Origin of the sequence: Klebsiella sp. CN_Kp066 (genome assembly GCF_040065135.1) — a bacterium.
Lineage (GTDB): Bacteria > Pseudomonadota > Gammaproteobacteria > Enterobacterales > Enterobacteriaceae > Klebsiella > Klebsiella oxytoca.
In genome coordinates this window covers 1-16938 of record NZ_JBEAIU010000048.1, presented here as the reverse complement: position 1 = coordinate 16938, position 16938 = coordinate 1, and the positions used below count along the sequence as shown (strand labels likewise).

The following is a 16938-nucleotide window of genomic DNA, read 5'->3' as shown; positions in this document are numbered from 1 at the left end:
TGTACTTATTAGTAGCTAATAGTAAAGGTGGCTACACCTTTAACTGCACCATCGGTAACGCCATTTGCGGTTTTAACGTATGCAGCTTTATAACGCAGGTAAGACGGAGTACCTGCGGTATAAGCAACAACTTGAGGAGTCGTACCGGTGAAGCTTACGCGAGTGCCGTCGGTGTTCACTACGGTAACCGCAGCGTTAGTCGCCGGGCTGGCAGCAGTGTTGGTCAGCACGTTGTCCTGGCCGCTGATATAGTCGCCGGTTACGGTCACGTTGATGTTACCGGTGTAATTAGTTGCACCTTTCTGGCAATCTTCGACTTTGTACTCAATGTCTTTTGCAGTTGACATATACGGAGTATTAACTGCCATTGCGTCCAGTACAGATGCTTTAACATCGTCCAGAGTTAAAGAACCGCCGGAAATCATAGCGGACGGCGTTACGTTACAGGATTCGCCGGTGTCGGTAACGTTACCCAGAATAGTCAGAGAAGAACTGTTCCCTGCCGCGAAAGCCTGAGCACTCAGAACTGCTGAAGCAGCAACCATTACAGCTACAATTGTTTTTTTCATTTATTTAATCCATTTATAGATACTAAAGTCCTGAATAGCGTCAAGGCGAAGATGTTAATTAGTCTGATAGGTAACAACTAACATTCCGCTATGTATGCCTGATCGCTATCGTTATCATTCTCCTGCCGCCGCATTGTGCATACCTGGTATACATAGAGCGTAATGTGCCGGAGCGGTGACAAATCTAAGTGCAGGGCTGATAAAATGCATGTGAATTCTGTTTGAATTTAAACTCTGTTTATTGAAGGTTGCAATTTCACAAGCAGATTTCGTAGATAATAACGAGTATGCCTGGAAGGTATAGTTGTAAATCAGTCTTCCCTTTGGTTCAAATATCATGATAATCTTATCTTTGCTCTGGGAAGAGCGGGGATTTATCTTTGAAATTATCTAATCTGGCAGGCTTAAAGGGATGTACTGTGATAGCTAAAGATGAATTTGAATTTAATTCATCTTTGTTTCATATGGAATGGTGAGGGAGGAAAGGGATTATGATATTCAATGAATATATCATTAACAATGAAGTTATTTTTAATGTAAATATGAATGAGCTGCAGCCGGTGGGGGACAATGGTGAGAGCGTGACGCTGAACGCGCCGACTGCACGCTGCCTGCAACTTTTACTGGAAAGCAATGGGAAAATTATATCCCGAGAAGAGTTTCTGGATAGTGTCTGGAAAACCAGAGGGGTTGTCGTTTCGCAGAATACTTTTTATCAAAACATATCATTGTTAAGAAAGTCGTTAGTGAAAGCAGGATTATCGCAAGATATTATTGTTACAGTCAGGCAGCGCGGGTTTGTTCTCGCGGCAGGCTCAAATATTGCCTCATTCTTACGCTCGGAAGAAAAGGCACCGGAAAACTCTGAAAATGTGCAGGTTACCGCAAGCACCTCTTCGCCTCCGATTGAGAAAAATGTGATGAATAATTCCGCTGTCCGCGAAGATGCGCAAAAAATTTCCACAGACGATAAAGCAACAGTATTTAAATTACCCGGGTGGATTTTGCCTCTGTTATTGGTGATGACCGCCGCAAACATTCTTTCTCTTTTTTTGTAAGTAATAATGAATGGATTAACCGCTTGCTTTTATATTCGCTTTACTCTCCCCTGGAAGAATAATTACTGGTTCTACGAAAATTATAAAGCGTCAGTATTTATACACCAGTAAGTATTAGCAACAGGTAGTCTGCCAGGCAGTGCCCGGCAGACGGATTCGCTATCGTTGCTTCAATCCTAAGTCCAGGGGGGTCTTGCTTGGTTCTCCGCCGATTTCCCGTGCAAGTTTAGGGACTAAATAACCGGAGACCAGCGTGAGTAGTTCGCGCATGATTACCCGGGCCTCTTCGTCACTGACCATGAAATGCGCTGCTCCCTGCACTCTGTCCAGAACGTGCAGGTAATAAGGCATAACCCCGGCATCGAATAACGCATTGCTCAGATCGGCGAGCGTGCGCGCATTATCGTTCACACCGCGTAACAGTACGCTTTGATTGAGTAAGGTGACGCCAGCCATACGCAGGCTCTTCATTGCCCTACGAAACGCGGTATCGATCTCGTTGGCATGGTTAATATGGTTCACCAGCAGCACCTGCAACGAAGATGCAGAGATGCGCGCAACCAGGGTATCGGTAATCCGCGCAGGGATCACAATGGGTAACCGGCTGTGGATGCGCAGGCGTTTAATATGTGGAATGGATTCCAACTGGGTAAGCAGCCAGTCCAGTTCATGGTCCTTCGCCATCAACGGGTCACCGCCGGAAAAAATAATTTCATCCAGCTCTGGATGAGCCGCGATGTATTCCATAGCCTTCTGCCAGTTGCGCTTCGTGCCCTGGTTTTCCGCGTACGGGAAGTGCCGACGGAAACAATATCGACAATTTACCGCGCAGCCGCCTTTCACCAACAGTAAAGCGCGGTTGCTGTATTTATGCAGCAGACCTGGCACAACGCTATGCTGTTCTTCCAGCGGATCGGTGGAGTATCCTGGAGCATGAATAAACTCCTCCTGGGAGGTAAGTACCTGACGGAGAAGAGGATCGTTTGGATTTCCTGGTTCCATACGAGCAATAAATGCCCGTGGGACACGCAGTGCGAACAGGCGCTTAGCGTCGCGTCCTGCCAATAGATTCGCATCAGCGTCTACATTTAAAAGCTGCAGCAGTTCATCGGGACTGGTCACAACATCGGCAAGTTGCGTTAACCAATCTTCTCTGGATGGGGTATTTAGGGTTACAATATGCGCCATTTTGTGGCTTAGCTACCAATTAACAAAGTTTCAGAGGGCCTTATGGCGACTTACTATAGCAACGATTTTCGTGCCGGTCTTAAAATCATGATGGACGGCGAACCTTATGCAGTTGAAGCCAGTGAATTCGTTAAACCGGGCAAAGGCCAGGCTTTTGCGCGCGTTAAGCTGCGCCGCCTGCTGACCGGTACCCGCGTAGAGAAAACCTTCAAGTCTACAGATTCTGCTGAAGGCGCAGACGTTGTCGATATGAACCTGACTTATCTGTACAACGACGGTGAGTTCTGGCACTTCATGAACAACTCGACGTTTGAACAGCTGGCCGCAGATTCTAAAGCCGTTGGTGATAATGCTAAATGGCTGCTGGATCAGGCTGAATGCATCGTTACTCTGTGGAACGGTCAGCCGATCTCCGTTACCCCGCCGAACTTCGTTGAGCTGGAAATCGTTGAAACCGATCCAGGTCTGAAAGGCGATACTGCTGGCACCGGCGGTAAACCGGCTACCCTGTCCACTGGCGCAGTGGTTAAAGTTCCTCTGTTCGTTCAGATTGGCGAAGTCATCAAAGTGGATACTCGCTCTGGCGAATACGTATCCCGCGTGAAGTAATCGATGCGCTGAGACGGTTGGCGCAGCCTTTCGCTGCGCCCTCTACCGGCGTAACTGCAGGCAGGGAAGATGGGTTATAAATTAACGCTCCCGGTATTATTATTTCTTAGCTGCGCCCTTCTGTCCGGATGCAATACGGCCCGCGGCGTGGGTGAGGATATCCAAAGCCTGGGTCATGCTATTTCTCACGCTGCCAGCTAACCTGATTTCATCAGGAAATCCTCATTCATAATCCATTTCTTTTCCTGACTTAATACCCTAAACCTCTTTTTCTCCGAAAAAACGTTGAGATTCCCTCATCCTGAACCAGGTTGTCTATGCTTATAAGGCACGATAACTAAAACTGGTAAATTAAGGATAACATCATGGTAAAAAAAGCGATTGCAGCGGTCTTTACGGTTTTGGTCCTCTCCTCAGCATTGACCGGATGTAACACCACGCGCGGTGTCGGTCAGGATATTTCAGATGGCGGCGATGCGATTTCCGGCGCCGCAACCAAAGCTCAGCAATAGACCATGGCGGTACGGCCGTGGTCGTACCGTTCTTCCTCTCTTTATCGACATCGTGTATTATTTCCGCGGATTATCATCTACCTTGCGGGACGACCCGTAAGCGTTCCACATCTGGGGACGGCCCCATCAAAGGAGCCTTATGTCCTGGTTAATTCTGTTTATCGCGGGGCTGCTGGAAGTTGTCTGGGCAGTCGGTCTGAAGTATACCCATGGTTTTAGTCGGCTTGTGCCGAGCGTAATTACGATTGCCGCCATGGTTATCAGTATGGCGCTTTTATCATGGGCGATGAAAACGCTGCCCGTGGGAACGGCTTACGCCGTCTGGACCGGTATTGGCGCGGTTGGCGCAGCGGTCACGGGGATTATCCTGCTAGGAGAATCCGCCAGCCCGATGCGCATTGCCAGCCTGGCATGTATTGTCATTGGCATCATTGGCCTGAAAATGAGCGCTCATTAATAGCGTTGATTGACCCAGATGAGCTTGCTCACGTCAAATCCCTGCCGGCTGGCGATATCCAGCATCTGCTGCTTCACTTCCGGCGGGATTTTCGGCGCACGCGCCAGTAGCCAGAGATAGTCGCGATCTGGCCCACAAACCAGCGCATAGCGATAATCCTTATCCAGTGAAATGACGTTATAGCCGCCATAGAAAGGGCCGAAAAATGAGACCTTCAGCGCGGCGCGCGTGGGATCGCCGGTAAAGTAAGCGACGCCGTCGGTTTTCTGCCACATACCCCGGTCGGGGTTATATCCCTTGTTTACCACGTTCAGCCCACCATCATCGCGCAGGCTATACGTTGCGGTGACCTTTTCTAAGCCACTCTCAAAATTGTGATCGAAACGGGCGATTTCATACCAGGTACCGAGATAGCGTTGCGTGTCGAATGGGCTGACCACGGTGACGCCGGTAGGCGGCGTCGGCGTGCTACAGGCGATAAGCAGAAATGAAGCGGCAACAACCGCCATGACGGGGAGCAGACGCATAGTTATTTCCTTGCCAGTTTTAAGCTAAGTGTAGATTCAGGCAGGAAAAATGCGGCAGATTTTTCTTGAGAAGAGAGCCCGATAACATCCTGCTACCGGGCTTGCCGCAGTCGAGGTTAAAGCAGCGGTTTAGATGAACAATATTCCGACCAGCGTGACGACGGTCAGAATCGCCGCGAGGCCGTAGAAGACCCACTTACCGTTGGGTACATGAATTTTTAAATCGTGCATCGCATGGTGAATACGATGAAGTCCGCACCATAGCGGCAGCACAATCATCAGAAAAATAAACGCACGGCCAATGAAGCTGTGGGCAAAGCCCAGCACGCGTTCGTAGCTGAAGGCATCTGCGGGCGCAAGGCCCAGCGGCAGCATAATACCTACCAGCAGTACGATGACAGGAGCGACAATTGCTCCCCACATGCCGCCAGCGCCAAACAGCCCCCAGAATACGGGCTCATCAGAACGTTTTGGTTTAGGATTGATCATTCCAGCCTCCTTACCAGAACAGGGCGACAAACAGAATCACTACGGTGACGACCGCGGTGACGATCCAAAGCCCTTTAATCACTGGCTCTGGCCCCATTTTTTCGCCTTTGAGGATAATATTGGCAGCTTTCGGTGCCAGCTCAAACCAGGTCTTGGTATGCAGCAGCGCGGCCGCAAGCGTGATCAGGTTCAGAATCACGACAATCGGATTTTGCAGAAAACCGATATACCCGGCCCAGCTCTCAGCACCGTGCTTCAGCGCGAATAGCCCGTAGATCAGCACGATACTGAACCAGACCGTGGGGACCGCTGTTCCTTCACGCAGCATATAGAAGCGATAAAACGGCAGCTTTTTCCACCAGGTGGACGGCATCGGCCGCACGTAGGGTTTGCGTTTAGTCGTCATACTGCACTCCTTAGCGTGGTTTCAGGGTGGCGATAAGAAAGTCTTTCGAGCTTTCTACCTTACCCTGCTGGATCGCGGCCGCCGGGTCGACGTGTTTCGGGCAGACTTCGGAGCAGTAGCCCACGAAAGTACATGTCCATACGCCATTCTGGCCGTTAAGCTGCGCCATACGTTCCTTTTTACCGTGGTCGCGGCTGTCTTCGTTATAGCGATGGGCGAGGGTGATCGCCGCCGGGCCGATAAACTCCGGATTAAGACCAAACTGCGGGCAGGCCGCGTAGCACAGGCCGCAGTTAATGCAGCCGGAGAACTGATGGTATTTCGCCATCTGCGCCGGCGTTTGCTTGTTTGGTCCCTGATCGGGCGTGCGCGGGTTGCCGATGATGTACGGCTTAATGGCTTCCAGACTTTCAATAAAGTGGGTCATATCGACCACCAGATCGCGTTCAATCGGGAAGTTAGCCAGCGCTTCAACCTTAATGCCTTTGGTGTATTCGCGCAGGAAGGTTTTACAGGCCAGCTTTGGTACTTTGTTCACCATCATGCCGCAGGAACCGCAAATCGCCATGCGGCAGGACCAGCGGTAGCTAAGATCCGGCGCGAGGTTATCTTTGATATAGCCCAGCGCATCCAGCAGCGAGGTTTGCTCGTCGTAGGGAACTTCATAGAAAGCGCTGTGCGGTGCGATATCCACTTCCGGGTTATAGCGCACCACTTCGACTTTCATGTTTTTCATCTCAGCCATTCGTCGTCTCCTTCTTCTCGGCTGCTTCCGCTTCCGCCCCGTACACGCGTTTTGCCGGCGGCAGAGTGGTGATTTTCACATCACTGTACTCCAGAGTGGTATTACCGTTGGCGTCGCGGAAGGCGAGGGTATGCTTGAGGAAGTTGACGTCGTCACGCTCGGTGCAGCCTTCATCCAGACGCTGATGCGCGCCGCGGGACTCTTTACGCGCGATGGCGGAATGCGCCATACATTCGGCGACGTTCAGACCATGACCCAGTTCGATGGTATACAGCAGGTCGGTATTGAACACGCTGGAGGTGTCGGTGATACGCACGCGCTTGAAGCGCTCCTGCAGCTCGGCCAGCTTATCAACCGTTTTCTGCATGAGCTCCGGCGTACGGTAGATGCCGCAGCCTTCTTCCATCGACAGACCCATTTCATCACGGATCTTCGCCCAGCTTTCGTTACCTTCCTGATTCACCAGGTCCTTCAGGCGCTTCTCGATATCGACGACCTGCGCGTCCAGCGCGGCGCTATTGGCTTCGCCCGCTTCGGTGGCGCGCTGCATGGCCTGTTCGCCGGCCAGACGACCAAACACCACCAGCTCCGCCAGCGAGTTGGAGCCGAGACGGTTAGCGCCGTGCAAACCGACAGAAGAGCATTCGCCAACGGCAAACAGCCCTTTAATACGGGTTTCACACTGCTGGTCGGTTTCGATACCGCCCATGGTGTAGTGCGCGGTTGGACGTACCGGAATGGGATCTTTCACCGGATCGACGCCCACGTAGGCTTTTGAGAGTTCACAGATAAACGGCAGACGTTCAAGCAGCTTTTTCTCGCCCAAATGACGCAGATCGAGGTAGACCACGTCGCCTCGCGGCGTTGGGATCGTGTTGCCTTTACGCCATTCGTGCCAGAAAGCCTGGGAGACTTTGTCGCGCGGACCCAGCTCCATATATTTGTTTTTTGGCTCGCCCAGCGGAGTTTCCGGGCCCATGCCGTAATCCTGCAGATAGCGGTAGCCATTCTTGTTGACCAGAATACCGCCTTCACCGCGGCAGCCTTCCGTCATCAGAATACCGGAACCCGGCAGGCCGGTTGGGTGATATTGCACGAACTCCATATCGCGCAGCGGTACGCCGTGGCTGAGCGCCATACCCATACCATCGCCGGTGACGATCCCGCCGTTGGTATTGTAGCGATATACGCGTCCTGCGCCGCCGGTCGCCAGAACTACCGCGTTGGCGCGGATCTGTACCAGCGTACCCTCCATCATATTCATCGCGACCAGACCGCGCGCCTGACCTTCATCGACCAGGATATCGAGGACAAAGTGTTCGTCGAAGCGTTGGATTTGGGGGAACTGAAGCGAGGTCTGGAACAGGGTGTGAAGCATATGAAAGCCGGTTTTATCGGCTGCGAACCAGGTTCGCTCGATCTTCATACCGCCGAAGCGCCGGACGTTGACGCTGCCGTCAGGGCGGCGGCTCCACGGACAACCCCACTGCTCAAGCTGGGTCATTTCCGTCGGGCAGTGATGAACGAAGTAGTCGACGACATCCTGTTCGCATAGCCAGTCGCCGCCTGCAACAGTATCGTGGAAATGGTACTCAAAGCTATCATGATCCTGCGCGACGGCAGCGGAACCCCCTTCAGCAGCAACGGTATGGCTGCGCATAGGATAGACTTTTGAAATTAGAGCGATTTTAGCATTTGGATTAGCTTGCGCGGCGGCAATTGCAGCACGAAGACCTGCTCCGCCTGCGCCAATAACGGCAAGATCGGCTTGAAAAGTTTGCACGACATTCCTCCAGTTTTTGTTTATTTCGCCGCCGGGCTGGCGAAAACGTATCACTGCTCCTTTATAGGTAAGGAGTATAGCCGCAGGGTTATGAGGGAAAATTGACGTGTTCGATTTTTTTATCGTTATGTGCGGTTGTTTATCTATCCACTGTATGTTTTTGGGTTATCAATAAATTAAGTGTATGTGACGCTTTTGCCTTTTCGCACAAAATTTGTTTCATTCGCCAGTTACGAGTAGACTTCGGGCCCTTGTTTCAAATCGGAGAAAGTACCATGAGCGAAACGGCAACCTGGCAGCCGAGCGCATCCATTCCAAACCTGTTAAAACGTGCAGCGGTGATGGCGGAAATTCGTCGTTTCTTTACCGACCGCGGCGTGCTGGAGGTGGAGACGCCCTGCATGAGTCAGGCGACGGTGACGGATATCCATATGGTCCCGTTTGAAACGCGTTTCGTAGGACCGGGTCATTCTCAGGGGCTGAATCTGTATCTGATGACCAGCCCGGAGTATCACATGAAGCGCCTGCTGGCGGCCGGTTGCGGCCCGGTTTTTCAGCTATGCCGTAGCTTCCGCAATGAAGAGATGGGGCGCCACCATAATCCGGAATTCACCATGCTGGAGTGGTATCGTCCGTGCTATGACATGTACCGGCTAATCAACGAAGTAGACGATCTGCTACAGCAGGTACTCGACTGCCAGCCGGCCGAAAGCCTCTCTTATCAGCAAGCCTTCCTGCGTCATCTGGAAATCGACCCGCTGTCGGCAGATAAAATGCAGCTGCGCGAAGTGGCGGCTAAGCTCGATTTGAGCAATATTGCCGATACGGAAGAGGATCGGGACACGCTGCTTCAGCTACTTTTTGTCATGGGCGTCGAGCCGCATATTGGTAAGGATCGTCCGACGTTTATCTATCATTTCCCGGCCAGCCAGGCGTCACTGGCGCAAATCAGCACCGAAGATCATCGCGTAGCGGAACGTTTCGAGGTCTATTACAAAGGCCTTGAGCTGGCTAATGGTTTTCATGAGCTCACCGACGCCCGAGAACAGCGGCAGCGTTTTGAGCAGGATAACCGCAAGCGTGCGGCTCGCGGACTGCCGCAGCAGCCAATCGATCATCATCTGCTGGCCGCTCTGGAAGCCGGGCTGCCGGATTGTTCCGGCGTAGCGCTGGGCGTTGACCGGGTGGTGATGCTGGCGCTGGGCGCAGAAAGCATCGGCGACGTTATCTCGTTTACCGTCGACCGCGCCTGATCTTTCTTTCCGCTTTCCCGCGGGATATTGACCGGGATGACCGCCGATGTGCGGCGGTATGGTTGATTGTCCGGGAGTGCGACAGTTCTGGCCTTGCCCGCGTTCAGGCAAGGCCGATATTACAGACTGCCGGGCGCGCGACTGGTTTTCCCTGCCGAGGTCAGCGCCCTGCTGCTTTTTCTGCCATCGATACTCTCCAGGCGCATCTGGAACGGCGGGAACGGCATATCGATACCGTGCTCGCGGAATCCGGCCAGAATCAGCTGATGCATCTCATGGCGTAGCGGCATACGGTGACCCATTTCGGCGGCGTAGATACGCAGCTCGAAAATCTGGATCCCCTGCTGCAGGTCAACAAGAAACGCTTCCGGCGCCGGGGTATCGATAACCAACGAACAGCGGTGCGCGGCATTTAGCAGGATCTGCGCCACCTCTTCGGTATTGGCATCCACCGGGGCAGGCACCGTTAACACCACGCGGGTTACAGAATCCGACAACGACCAGTTGATGAACTGTTCGGTGATGAACGCCTTGTTCGGCACGATAATCTCTTTACGGTCCCAGTCGCTGATGGTGGTGGCGCGGGTATTAATGCGCGTCACGCTACCGGTGAGATCGCGAATGGTGACCGTATCGCCAATGCGTATCGGTTTTTCAAACAGAATAATCAGGCCGGAGATGAAGTTGGCGAAGATCTCCTGCAAACCAAAACCGAGACCTACACCGAGCGCGGCAATAAGCCACTGCAGTTTCGACCACTCAATCCCAATCATCGAGAAACCGACCAGACCACCAATCAGCATCAGCAGATACTTGGTGATGGTGGTGATGGCGTAGCCGGTGCCCGGCGTCAGTTCCAGGTGCTGGAGGATGGCCAGTTCCAGCAGAGCGGGCAGGTTGCGCACCAGCTGGGTGGTAATAATCAGCACCAGAATAGCAATCAGCACCGCGCCGAGGGTGATCGGCTCCAGGCTCTCAACGCCCTGCACCGTGGAGGTCACGTCCCACAGCGAGATATTCTCCAGGAAGCCAAATGCGGAGTGGATTTCTGACCATAGCACGATAACCGACACCAGCGCGATCAGCATCAGCAGGGAGCGCACCAGACGCAGGGACTGGGTACTGATAGCATCCAGATCGACCTCGCTGACCTCGGCTTCCATTGAACCTTCCGGGCTGCTGGTATGCTGGACGTCCTCTTCGCCACGCGCGCGCTGGGCAAGGATCTCCGCCCGACGGTGCTTAGCGCGATCGAACGCCAGGCGACGGCGCTGAATCAACATCCAGCGGCGAATGATGTGATAAACCACCAGCAGCAGGAACCAGATGGCGACCGACGTTTCGAGCCTGGCGAGCAGCGCCTGCGATGTAGCGAGATAGCCGATTGCCGCCGCCAGCATTGCCACCAGCGGCGCGCCGAGCAGCATATTCCACAGCAGCCGGTTAAGCATATTGTCGCCGCTGCCTTCTTTATCGAGATACAGCGGGATGCCGGCGCGTTTCAGGCTCAGGGTCACCATCGCCAGCGCGCCGCAAATCAGCATAAAGCAGAGGCGACCCAGCGAGGCGGAGAACTCGCGATCGTTGAGATTATCAAAAGTAATCAGCGCCATAATAAGCGGCACAATGAGCCCGATGCTCATCAGATAGTAGCGCATCGCCTTGCTAACCCGACTGCGCGGCCAGCCAAAGTGGGCGATGAACAGACCGTTCGGGCGGGCAAAAGTGGCGCAAATCATTACCACCCACAGCAGCGGCACCGTTGCGGTGACGCTATCGCCAATCGCCACGGCCAGCGGGAAAGGCCAGGCAGACTGCAGACCGTAGCCCAGCGTCATCCACAGTACCGGCAGCGGCGAGGCCACCAGTATAGACCAGAACACCGTTCGCAGGGTGAGCCAGAAGTGATCCTGCGTAACCTTGCCGACGCGCGCGCTGGAACGCTCCAGGAAGCTGGTGAAATGGCGCCGCGAGCTGACGCTGAACCCTACCAGAATGAGCGCGACGAAGAGCGGCAGCAGGGTCTCTTTGCTGGTCAGCATCATCATGCTGGCCTTACCGAGCTGGCTCATGGTATCGAGCGAGATCAGACGGCGTAAATCCTGAACAATCTCCAGTGGCCAGGAGAAGCCGATTGGGCTGACGTCGGAGGTCCAGAACAGATAGCGGTGGGTCGCTTCGTTGATCTCTTTGAGCGCATCCTCCAGCTGGCCGTTGGCGACTTTCAGCTTGGTTAGTTCGAGCATAAGCGTATCGCCGCCGCGCAGCAGGGAGTTGAGCAGCTCTGTCTGCGTGCGCATCTGAGCCTGAAGAATGCGGTTCTGCTCGCTGGTGAGGGGTTCACCGTTGGCCTGACGAATTTGTCTTAGCTGCGGCTGCTTGCCGAGCTGATCCTCATAACGCAGGCGCTGCACGCGCAGCTGCGCCATTTCGGTATCCAGCTGCTGCGGTCGCGGGATTTCCGGCAGACGCGCCACCTGCGCGCGCAGGGCTTCGCCAAGCAGATTGGAAGAACCTAACCATTGGGACTGCTCGCGGAGCGTGTTTAAAGCCTGACGCACCTGCAGGGTTTGATTGGTCGCCTGGCGCTGCTGAGAGGCGATCAAATCCATCCGCTGCGCCTGCTGGTTTAGCGCTTGCGACAGCTCGCGGTTCACTTTGAACTGCGCCACGATATCCGGCGGCAGGTTTTCGCTGTTTTCCGCCAGCAGCTCGGTGCTTTCCAGCGCTTTCTCCGCCTCGCGCTGCCGTTGGTTATTGAGCTGATTTCTTAATGCCTGTAGCCAGGCGTCGAGCTGCTCACTCTCTTTCTGCGCCAGCTCGGATCGCAACCGTGATAGCTCCTGGCGGTTATTGGCGGAAAGCTGCGCCAGATCCAGTTCATCGACCAGCGCTTTCAGCCGCGCGGACTCCGCCTGTAAACCAAGATTTTGCGCCTGCGCCAGCGGCGTATTGCTGCTTTGCGCGCCGATCCGGCGCTCGACCTCATTCAGCTGGCGGCGGGCATCGCTCTGTTGCTGCGGCAGCTGGTTGAGCGAGTCGGCGATATCGCGGGCGCGGTCCTGCTCCTGCTGAGCTTTACGACTGGCTTCCAGCAGTTGGCTGCTGACCTGGAGAATCTCCTGGTTCAGGGCATCGGAGGAGAGGGTAGTGGAGACCTGGCGCGGCTCATCGCTGAGATTGTTGAGCTGCGCGCGCAGGGTTTGCGACAGTTTGGGGAAGTTATCAATAACGTCCTGATACTGACGGGCGCGCTCAAGGGAGGCATTACGCTCCTCAAGCGCATTCAGGGCAGACTGCAGGACTTCGACGGTTTCAGGCTGGGCGGGCTTTGCCGCCTTCGCCTGTTCCAGCTCCTGGGCTATCTGTTTAGCATCCGGGGCTGTCGCTGCGTACGCCCCGAAACTGAGGCACCAGGCCAACAGGAAAGTGTATATCAGGCGCACGGCGTAACCTTTTCTTTCAGGAATTAACCTTCGTCTTGTTTATCGTCAACCAGCGGACTGGCGGCGTGTTCAGCGCGGACTTCTTCGGCTGCCAGCGGAGCGGGCTCGACCGGCGTCACGGCTTCAGGCGCGATCGCCAACGGCTGGCCTATTTTGGTTACCGACAGGCTTTGTAACTGCTCAACCAGCTTCACCTGACCCGGAGCAAACAGGTTAATCACCGTGGAACCCAGCTTAAAGCGGCCCATCTCCTGGCCTTTAAGCAGGGCGACGGAACCTTCGCTCTCGCCCGCAGGCCAGGTCCAGCGCTTAATGATACCTTCACGCGGCGGCGTGACGGTACCGGACCACACGGTTTCGATGCTGCCGACGATGGTGGCGCCGACCAGGATCTGCGCCATGGGGCCAAACTCAGTATCGAACAGGCAGATGACGCGCTCGTTGCGGGCAAACAGATTCGGCACGTTTTGCGCGGTCAGATGATTTACGGAGAACAGATCTCCCGGTACGTAGATCATTTCGCGCAGAATACCGTTGCACGGCATGTGCACGCGGTGGTAATCGCGCGGGGAAAGATAGGTAGTGACAAAGCTGCCGTTTCGGAACAGATCCGCCATCTGGTAGTTGCCGGCCAGCAGCGCTTCCAGACTGTAGTTGTGGCCTTTGGCCTGCAAAATTTTATCGTCTTCAATAGCGCCGAGCTGGCTGATGACGCCATCGGCGGGCATCACCAGAACGTTCGGGTCAGTATTTAATGGACGAACGTCATCGCGCAGCGGGCGAACAAAAAAGTCGTTAAAGGTCCGGTAGCTGGCAGTATCAGGCTTTTGCGCCTCTTTCATATCGACCTTGTAATATTTCACGAACAGATCGATGACCAGTTTTGTCAGCCAGCCTGCCCGCTTGCGTGCACCCCAGCCTGCGAGGCGGGTGAGCCACAGTTTAGGCAGAATGTATTGCAGTGAAAGTTTAAGATCGTTTAACAAGGTAGCCTCCAGGCCATTATTTGTCGTTCCTGACCCCCGCGCGTCGGCGGGGGCCTGAAAAAGGGGGACGATTCTAACGATGCTCAGCTTAAATGTCAGTCATCGGTTGATGAAAAGCTTTTACGCGTTTTTACCTGCACCTGCGCCATGCTTTCCAGAATGCGATGGTAGTTTTCAAACCGGCTTTCAGCGATTTCGCCCTTCTCCACCGCTTCGCGAATGGCGCAGCCCGGATCGGTATCGTGTTTGCAGTCGCGGTATTTGCATCGGCCTAAATAATCATGGAATTCGACAAAGCCGTGGGTGATTTGTTCCGCGTCGAGATGCCACAGGCCGAACTCGCGTACCCCCGGCGAGTCAATCACATCGCCGCCGTGCGGGAAGTGGTACAGGCGCGCGGCCGTAGTGGTGTGCTGTCCCAGTCCGGAGACATCCGAAACGTCATTGGTAAGGATTTGGTCATCCTGCAGGCCCAGCAGCGCGTTCAGCAGGCTGGATTTGCCTACCCCAGACTGCCCGGCAAAGATACTGATACGATCGGTAAGCGCCTCTTCAAGCGGCTTCAGGCCATCCTGCGTGCGGCTGGAGACCATCAGTACGCGGTAACCAATATGGCGATAAATGTCCATTTGCTCGTTGACGAAGTCCATGCTCTCCTGATCCAGGAGATCGATCTTATTGAGCACGATCAGCGGCTCGACGTTCAGCGTTTCGCAGGCCACCAGATAGCGGTCGATAATATTCGGAGAAAGCTCAGGCAAGATGGCGGAAACGATGACAATCTGATTGATATTGGCGGCGATAGGTTTGACGCCGTCATAGAAATCCGGGCGCGTCAGTACGGAGGTCCGTTCATGCACGGCCTCGACGATGCCTTTGACGTTGACGCCGTCAGCTTCGCTTTTGCCTGGCCGCCAGACCACACGATCGCCGGTGACCAGCGAACGGATAGTGCGGCGTATATTGCAACGGTGGACGCTACCGTCGGCGGATTCGACATCGGCATGCATGCCAAAGCGGCTAATAACGGTCCCTTCGGATTTTTCACCGAACAGGTTGTCATCAAAATCGGCCTTCTCCGAAGTCGTTTTCAGGCGGCGCTGGTGGTTGGCCTTCACGCGGCGCTGTTGGCCTTTGGAGAGTTTATTTTTACTCAATCGAACTGGCTCCTGGTCGCCCTGTACGGGCAAAACCTCTATGATACACGCTATTTTAGATGAATATAGTGACGTAAGAAGGGTGGAAAATAACATGAGTGCAGATGAAAACAACCTGATTTGGATCGATCTTGAAATGACGGGGCTGGATCCGGAGCGCGATCGCATCATCGAAATCGCCACCCTGGTGACTGACGCGAATCTGAACATTCTGGCGGAAGGGCCGACGATTGCCGTGCATCAGTCAGACGCGCAGCTGGCATTAATGGATGAGTGGAACGTGCGTACCCATACCGGTAGCGGACTGGTGGAGCGGGTGAAGGCGAGTACCCAGGGCGATCGTGAGGCAGAACTGGCGACTATCGAATTTCTCAAAAAGTGGGTGCCGGCGGGTAAGTCACCGATCTGCGGCAATAGCATCGGCCAGGATCGCCGATTCTTGTTTAAATATATGCCTGAGCTGGAAGCCTATTTCCACTATCGCTACCTTGACGTCAGTACGCTTAAAGAGCTGGCTCGTCGCTGGAAGCCGGAAATTCTCGACGGCTTTAAAAAACAAGGAACGCATCAGGCGATGGATGATATTCGCGAATCGGTAGCGGAACTGGCTTACTACCGCGAGCACTTCATCAAGCTCTAATGCTTATGCCGGGGCCAGAAGCGCCCCGGTAGTACGTCTGACTATTTAAACCACTTCTGTTCCATCGCCTGGAATTCCGGCGAGGCTTTGACGACATCCAGAGCGGCATTGATATTATTCAGCAGTTCAGGATCATCTTTACGCACCGCAATGGCGTACTGCTTACCGTAGTAGCTGGGATCCGTGGCGCGCTCGTCCATAATCGCGTATTCGGGATTATCCTCGAGCCATTTCGTTAAGGTCTCCTGATCGCCCATCACTCCGCTAATCACACCTTCTTTCAGCGCGTTCAGGGCGCTTTCATCGCTGTCATAAGGCAGCACGTGCACGGCTTTTTGTTTATCACGCAGGTAGTGCTGATGAATGGTGCCCTTTACGACGCCGAGTTTTTTATCTTTGAGATCGGCAAAGGTATGGGCAGCGTCTTTCGCTGTGACTATTGCACCGGAGAGCTCCTGGCGATAGGGATGGCTGAATGCAACCTGCTTTTCTCGCATTGGAATCACTTCAATACCGGCAATCACGGCGTCGAATTTCTTAAAGCGCAGTGCCGGGATGAGAGTATCGAAGCCCTGGGGAGTAAATTTGCATTCGACCTGCATCTGCTTGCACAACGCGTTGGCCAAATCGATATCAAAACCCGTGGGTTGGTTTTTGCCACTGACGGTTTCAAACGGCGGGTTGGCCGTCGTTGTTCCAAAATGTAGCGTTGTTGCCGATGCTGTTCCTGTGGCAAGCGTAGCCAGCAGCAGGACGGTAAGCGCTTTTTTCATTTTATTTCCCTGGTTATCATCGTTGTTGACCGTCAGCGGGCGATATCCGCCTGTAAACTTGAGTGATTTTGCGCCTTTAGCGAGCCCGGAAAAAGTCATTTTGCCGCATTTGCTGCTTATTTAGACAAAACAGGCCTGAATGTGGCGATAAAGTGGTCACTTAAATCAAAAACGAAAAAAATTGCTTTCAGGGGGGTTGCAGGTAAATCGAATTCTCGTATAATGCGCCTCCCGTGACGAAGCAGAAATGCAAATCACGACGCCATAGAAATATGGCCAGAAGTTTGCGGGAATAGCTCAGTTGGTAGAGCACGACCTTGCCAAGGTCGGGGTCGCGAGT

General features: G+C 53.9%; 18 protein-coding genes. 7 read left to right on the top strand and 11 right to left on the bottom strand.

Annotated features, from left to right (window positions below; translation table 11 throughout):
• Nucleotides 1-8: 8 nt before the first annotated feature.
• Nucleotides 9-569 (bottom strand): type 1 fimbrial protein, encoded by a 561-nt coding sequence (locus ABLV75_RS19190; RefSeq protein ID WP_004109211.1) that lies wholly within the window; start codon nucleotides 567-569, stop codon nucleotides 9-11.
• A gap of 491 nt (nucleotides 570-1060) precedes the next feature.
• On the opposite strand from ABLV75_RS19190, the gene ABLV75_RS19185 reads away from it, so the two are divergent.
• Nucleotides 1061-1627 (top strand): winged helix-turn-helix domain-containing protein, encoded by a 567-nt coding sequence (locus ABLV75_RS19185; RefSeq protein ID WP_004109209.1) that lies wholly within the window; start codon nucleotides 1061-1063, stop codon nucleotides 1625-1627.
• Between the two features lie 159 nt (nucleotides 1628-1786).
• Here the strand turns inward: ABLV75_RS19185 and epmB are convergent, their stop codons facing one another.
• Nucleotides 1787-2815, bottom strand: coding sequence for an EF-P beta-lysylation protein EpmB (gene epmB, locus ABLV75_RS19180; protein ID WP_004109206.1), 1029 nt, complete (start codon nucleotides 2813-2815; stop codon nucleotides 1787-1789).
• A 42-nt stretch (nucleotides 2816-2857) separates the two neighbouring features.
• On the opposite strand from epmB, the gene efp reads away from it, so the two are divergent.
• The 4 genes from efp (at nucleotide 2858) to sugE (ending at nucleotide 4393) form a co-directional block, all read left to right on the top strand.
• Nucleotides 2858-3424 (top strand): elongation factor P, encoded by a 567-nt coding sequence (gene efp, locus ABLV75_RS19175; protein ID WP_004109203.1) that lies wholly within the window; start codon nucleotides 2858-2860, stop codon nucleotides 3422-3424.
• Between the two features lie 69 nt (nucleotides 3425-3493).
• Nucleotides 3494-3625 (top strand): entericidin A/B family lipoprotein, encoded by a 132-nt coding sequence (locus ABLV75_RS19170; RefSeq protein ID WP_024273613.1) that lies wholly within the window; start codon nucleotides 3494-3496, stop codon nucleotides 3623-3625.
• 164 nt (nucleotides 3626-3789) lie between these two features.
• Nucleotides 3790-3936 (top strand): lipoprotein toxin entericidin B, encoded by a 147-nt coding sequence (gene ecnB / locus ABLV75_RS19165; RefSeq protein ID WP_004109200.1) that lies wholly within the window; start codon nucleotides 3790-3792, stop codon nucleotides 3934-3936.
• 139 nt (nucleotides 3937-4075) lie between these two features.
• Complete coding sequence (gene sugE, locus ABLV75_RS19160) at nucleotides 4076-4393, top strand: quaternary ammonium compound efflux SMR transporter SugE (protein WP_004109196.1); 318 nt, start codon at nucleotides 4076-4078, stop codon at nucleotides 4391-4393.
• On the opposite strand, the gene ABLV75_RS19155 is transcribed toward sugE, so the two are convergent.
• From ABLV75_RS19155 to frdA, 5 genes are all read right to left on the bottom strand, one after another.
• Nucleotides 4390-4920 carry a lipocalin family protein gene (locus ABLV75_RS19155; RefSeq protein WP_004109193.1) on the bottom strand — a complete coding sequence of 177 codons (531 nt, stop codon included), beginning with the start codon at nucleotides 4918-4920 and terminating at the stop codon, nucleotides 4390-4392. The genes sugE and ABLV75_RS19155 overlap by 4 nt on opposite strands.
• A 129-nt stretch (nucleotides 4921-5049) precedes the next feature.
• Complete coding sequence (gene frdD / locus ABLV75_RS19150; RefSeq protein ID WP_004109192.1) at nucleotides 5050-5409, bottom strand: fumarate reductase subunit FrdD; 360 nt, start codon at nucleotides 5407-5409, stop codon at nucleotides 5050-5052.
• Between the two features lie 10 nt (nucleotides 5410-5419).
• The gene (gene frdC / locus ABLV75_RS19145) at nucleotides 5420-5815 is read right to left on the bottom strand and encodes a fumarate reductase subunit FrdC (protein ID WP_004117355.1); all 396 of its coding nucleotides are present in this window, start codon (nucleotides 5813-5815) and stop codon (nucleotides 5420-5422) included.
• Between the two features lie 10 nt (nucleotides 5816-5825).
• The gene (locus tag ABLV75_RS19140) at nucleotides 5826-6560 is read right to left on the bottom strand and encodes a succinate dehydrogenase/fumarate reductase iron-sulfur subunit (RefSeq protein ID WP_004109180.1); all 735 of its coding nucleotides are present in this window, start codon (nucleotides 6558-6560) and stop codon (nucleotides 5826-5828) included.
• Nucleotides 6553-8343, bottom strand: coding sequence for a fumarate reductase (quinol) flavoprotein subunit (gene frdA, locus ABLV75_RS19135; protein ID WP_024273614.1), 1791 nt, complete (start codon nucleotides 8341-8343; stop codon nucleotides 6553-6555). Before frdA ends, ABLV75_RS19140 begins: the two co-directional genes overlap by 8 nt.
• Nucleotides 8344-8618: 275 nt before the next feature.
• On the opposite strand from frdA, the gene epmA reads away from it, so the two are divergent.
• On the top strand, nucleotides 8619-9596 hold the full coding sequence (epmA, locus tag ABLV75_RS19130; RefSeq protein ID WP_004109173.1) for an elongation factor P--(R)-beta-lysine ligase: 978 nt from the start codon (nucleotides 8619-8621) through the stop codon (nucleotides 9594-9596).
• 119 nt (nucleotides 9597-9715) lie between these two features.
• On the opposite strand, the gene mscM is transcribed toward epmA, so the two are convergent.
• The 3 genes from mscM to rsgA form a co-directional block, all read right to left on the bottom strand.
• On the bottom strand, nucleotides 9716-13042 hold the full coding sequence (gene mscM, locus ABLV75_RS19125) for a miniconductance mechanosensitive channel MscM (RefSeq protein ID WP_004109171.1): 3327 nt from the start codon (nucleotides 13040-13042) through the stop codon (nucleotides 9716-9718).
• 23 nt (nucleotides 13043-13065) lie between these two features.
• Complete coding sequence (gene asd / locus ABLV75_RS19120; RefSeq protein WP_004117363.1) at nucleotides 13066-14028, bottom strand: archaetidylserine decarboxylase; 963 nt, start codon at nucleotides 14026-14028, stop codon at nucleotides 13066-13068.
• Between the two features lie 95 nt (nucleotides 14029-14123).
• Nucleotides 14124-15185, bottom strand: coding sequence for a small ribosomal subunit biogenesis GTPase RsgA (gene rsgA / locus ABLV75_RS19115; RefSeq protein ID WP_004109167.1), 1062 nt, complete (start codon nucleotides 15183-15185; stop codon nucleotides 14124-14126).
• A gap of 94 nt (nucleotides 15186-15279) precedes the next feature.
• Between rsgA and orn the strand changes: the two genes are divergently transcribed.
• Complete coding sequence (orn, locus tag ABLV75_RS19110) at nucleotides 15280-15825, top strand: oligoribonuclease (protein WP_004097954.1); 546 nt, start codon at nucleotides 15280-15282, stop codon at nucleotides 15823-15825.
• Nucleotides 15826-15866: 41 nt separating this feature from the next.
• Here the strand turns inward: orn and ABLV75_RS19105 are convergent, their stop codons facing one another.
• The gene (locus ABLV75_RS19105; protein ID WP_024273616.1) at nucleotides 15867-16598 is read right to left on the bottom strand and encodes an arginine ABC transporter substrate-binding protein; all 732 of its coding nucleotides are present in this window, start codon (nucleotides 16596-16598) and stop codon (nucleotides 15867-15869) included.
• Nucleotides 16599-16938: the final 340 nt, after the last annotated feature.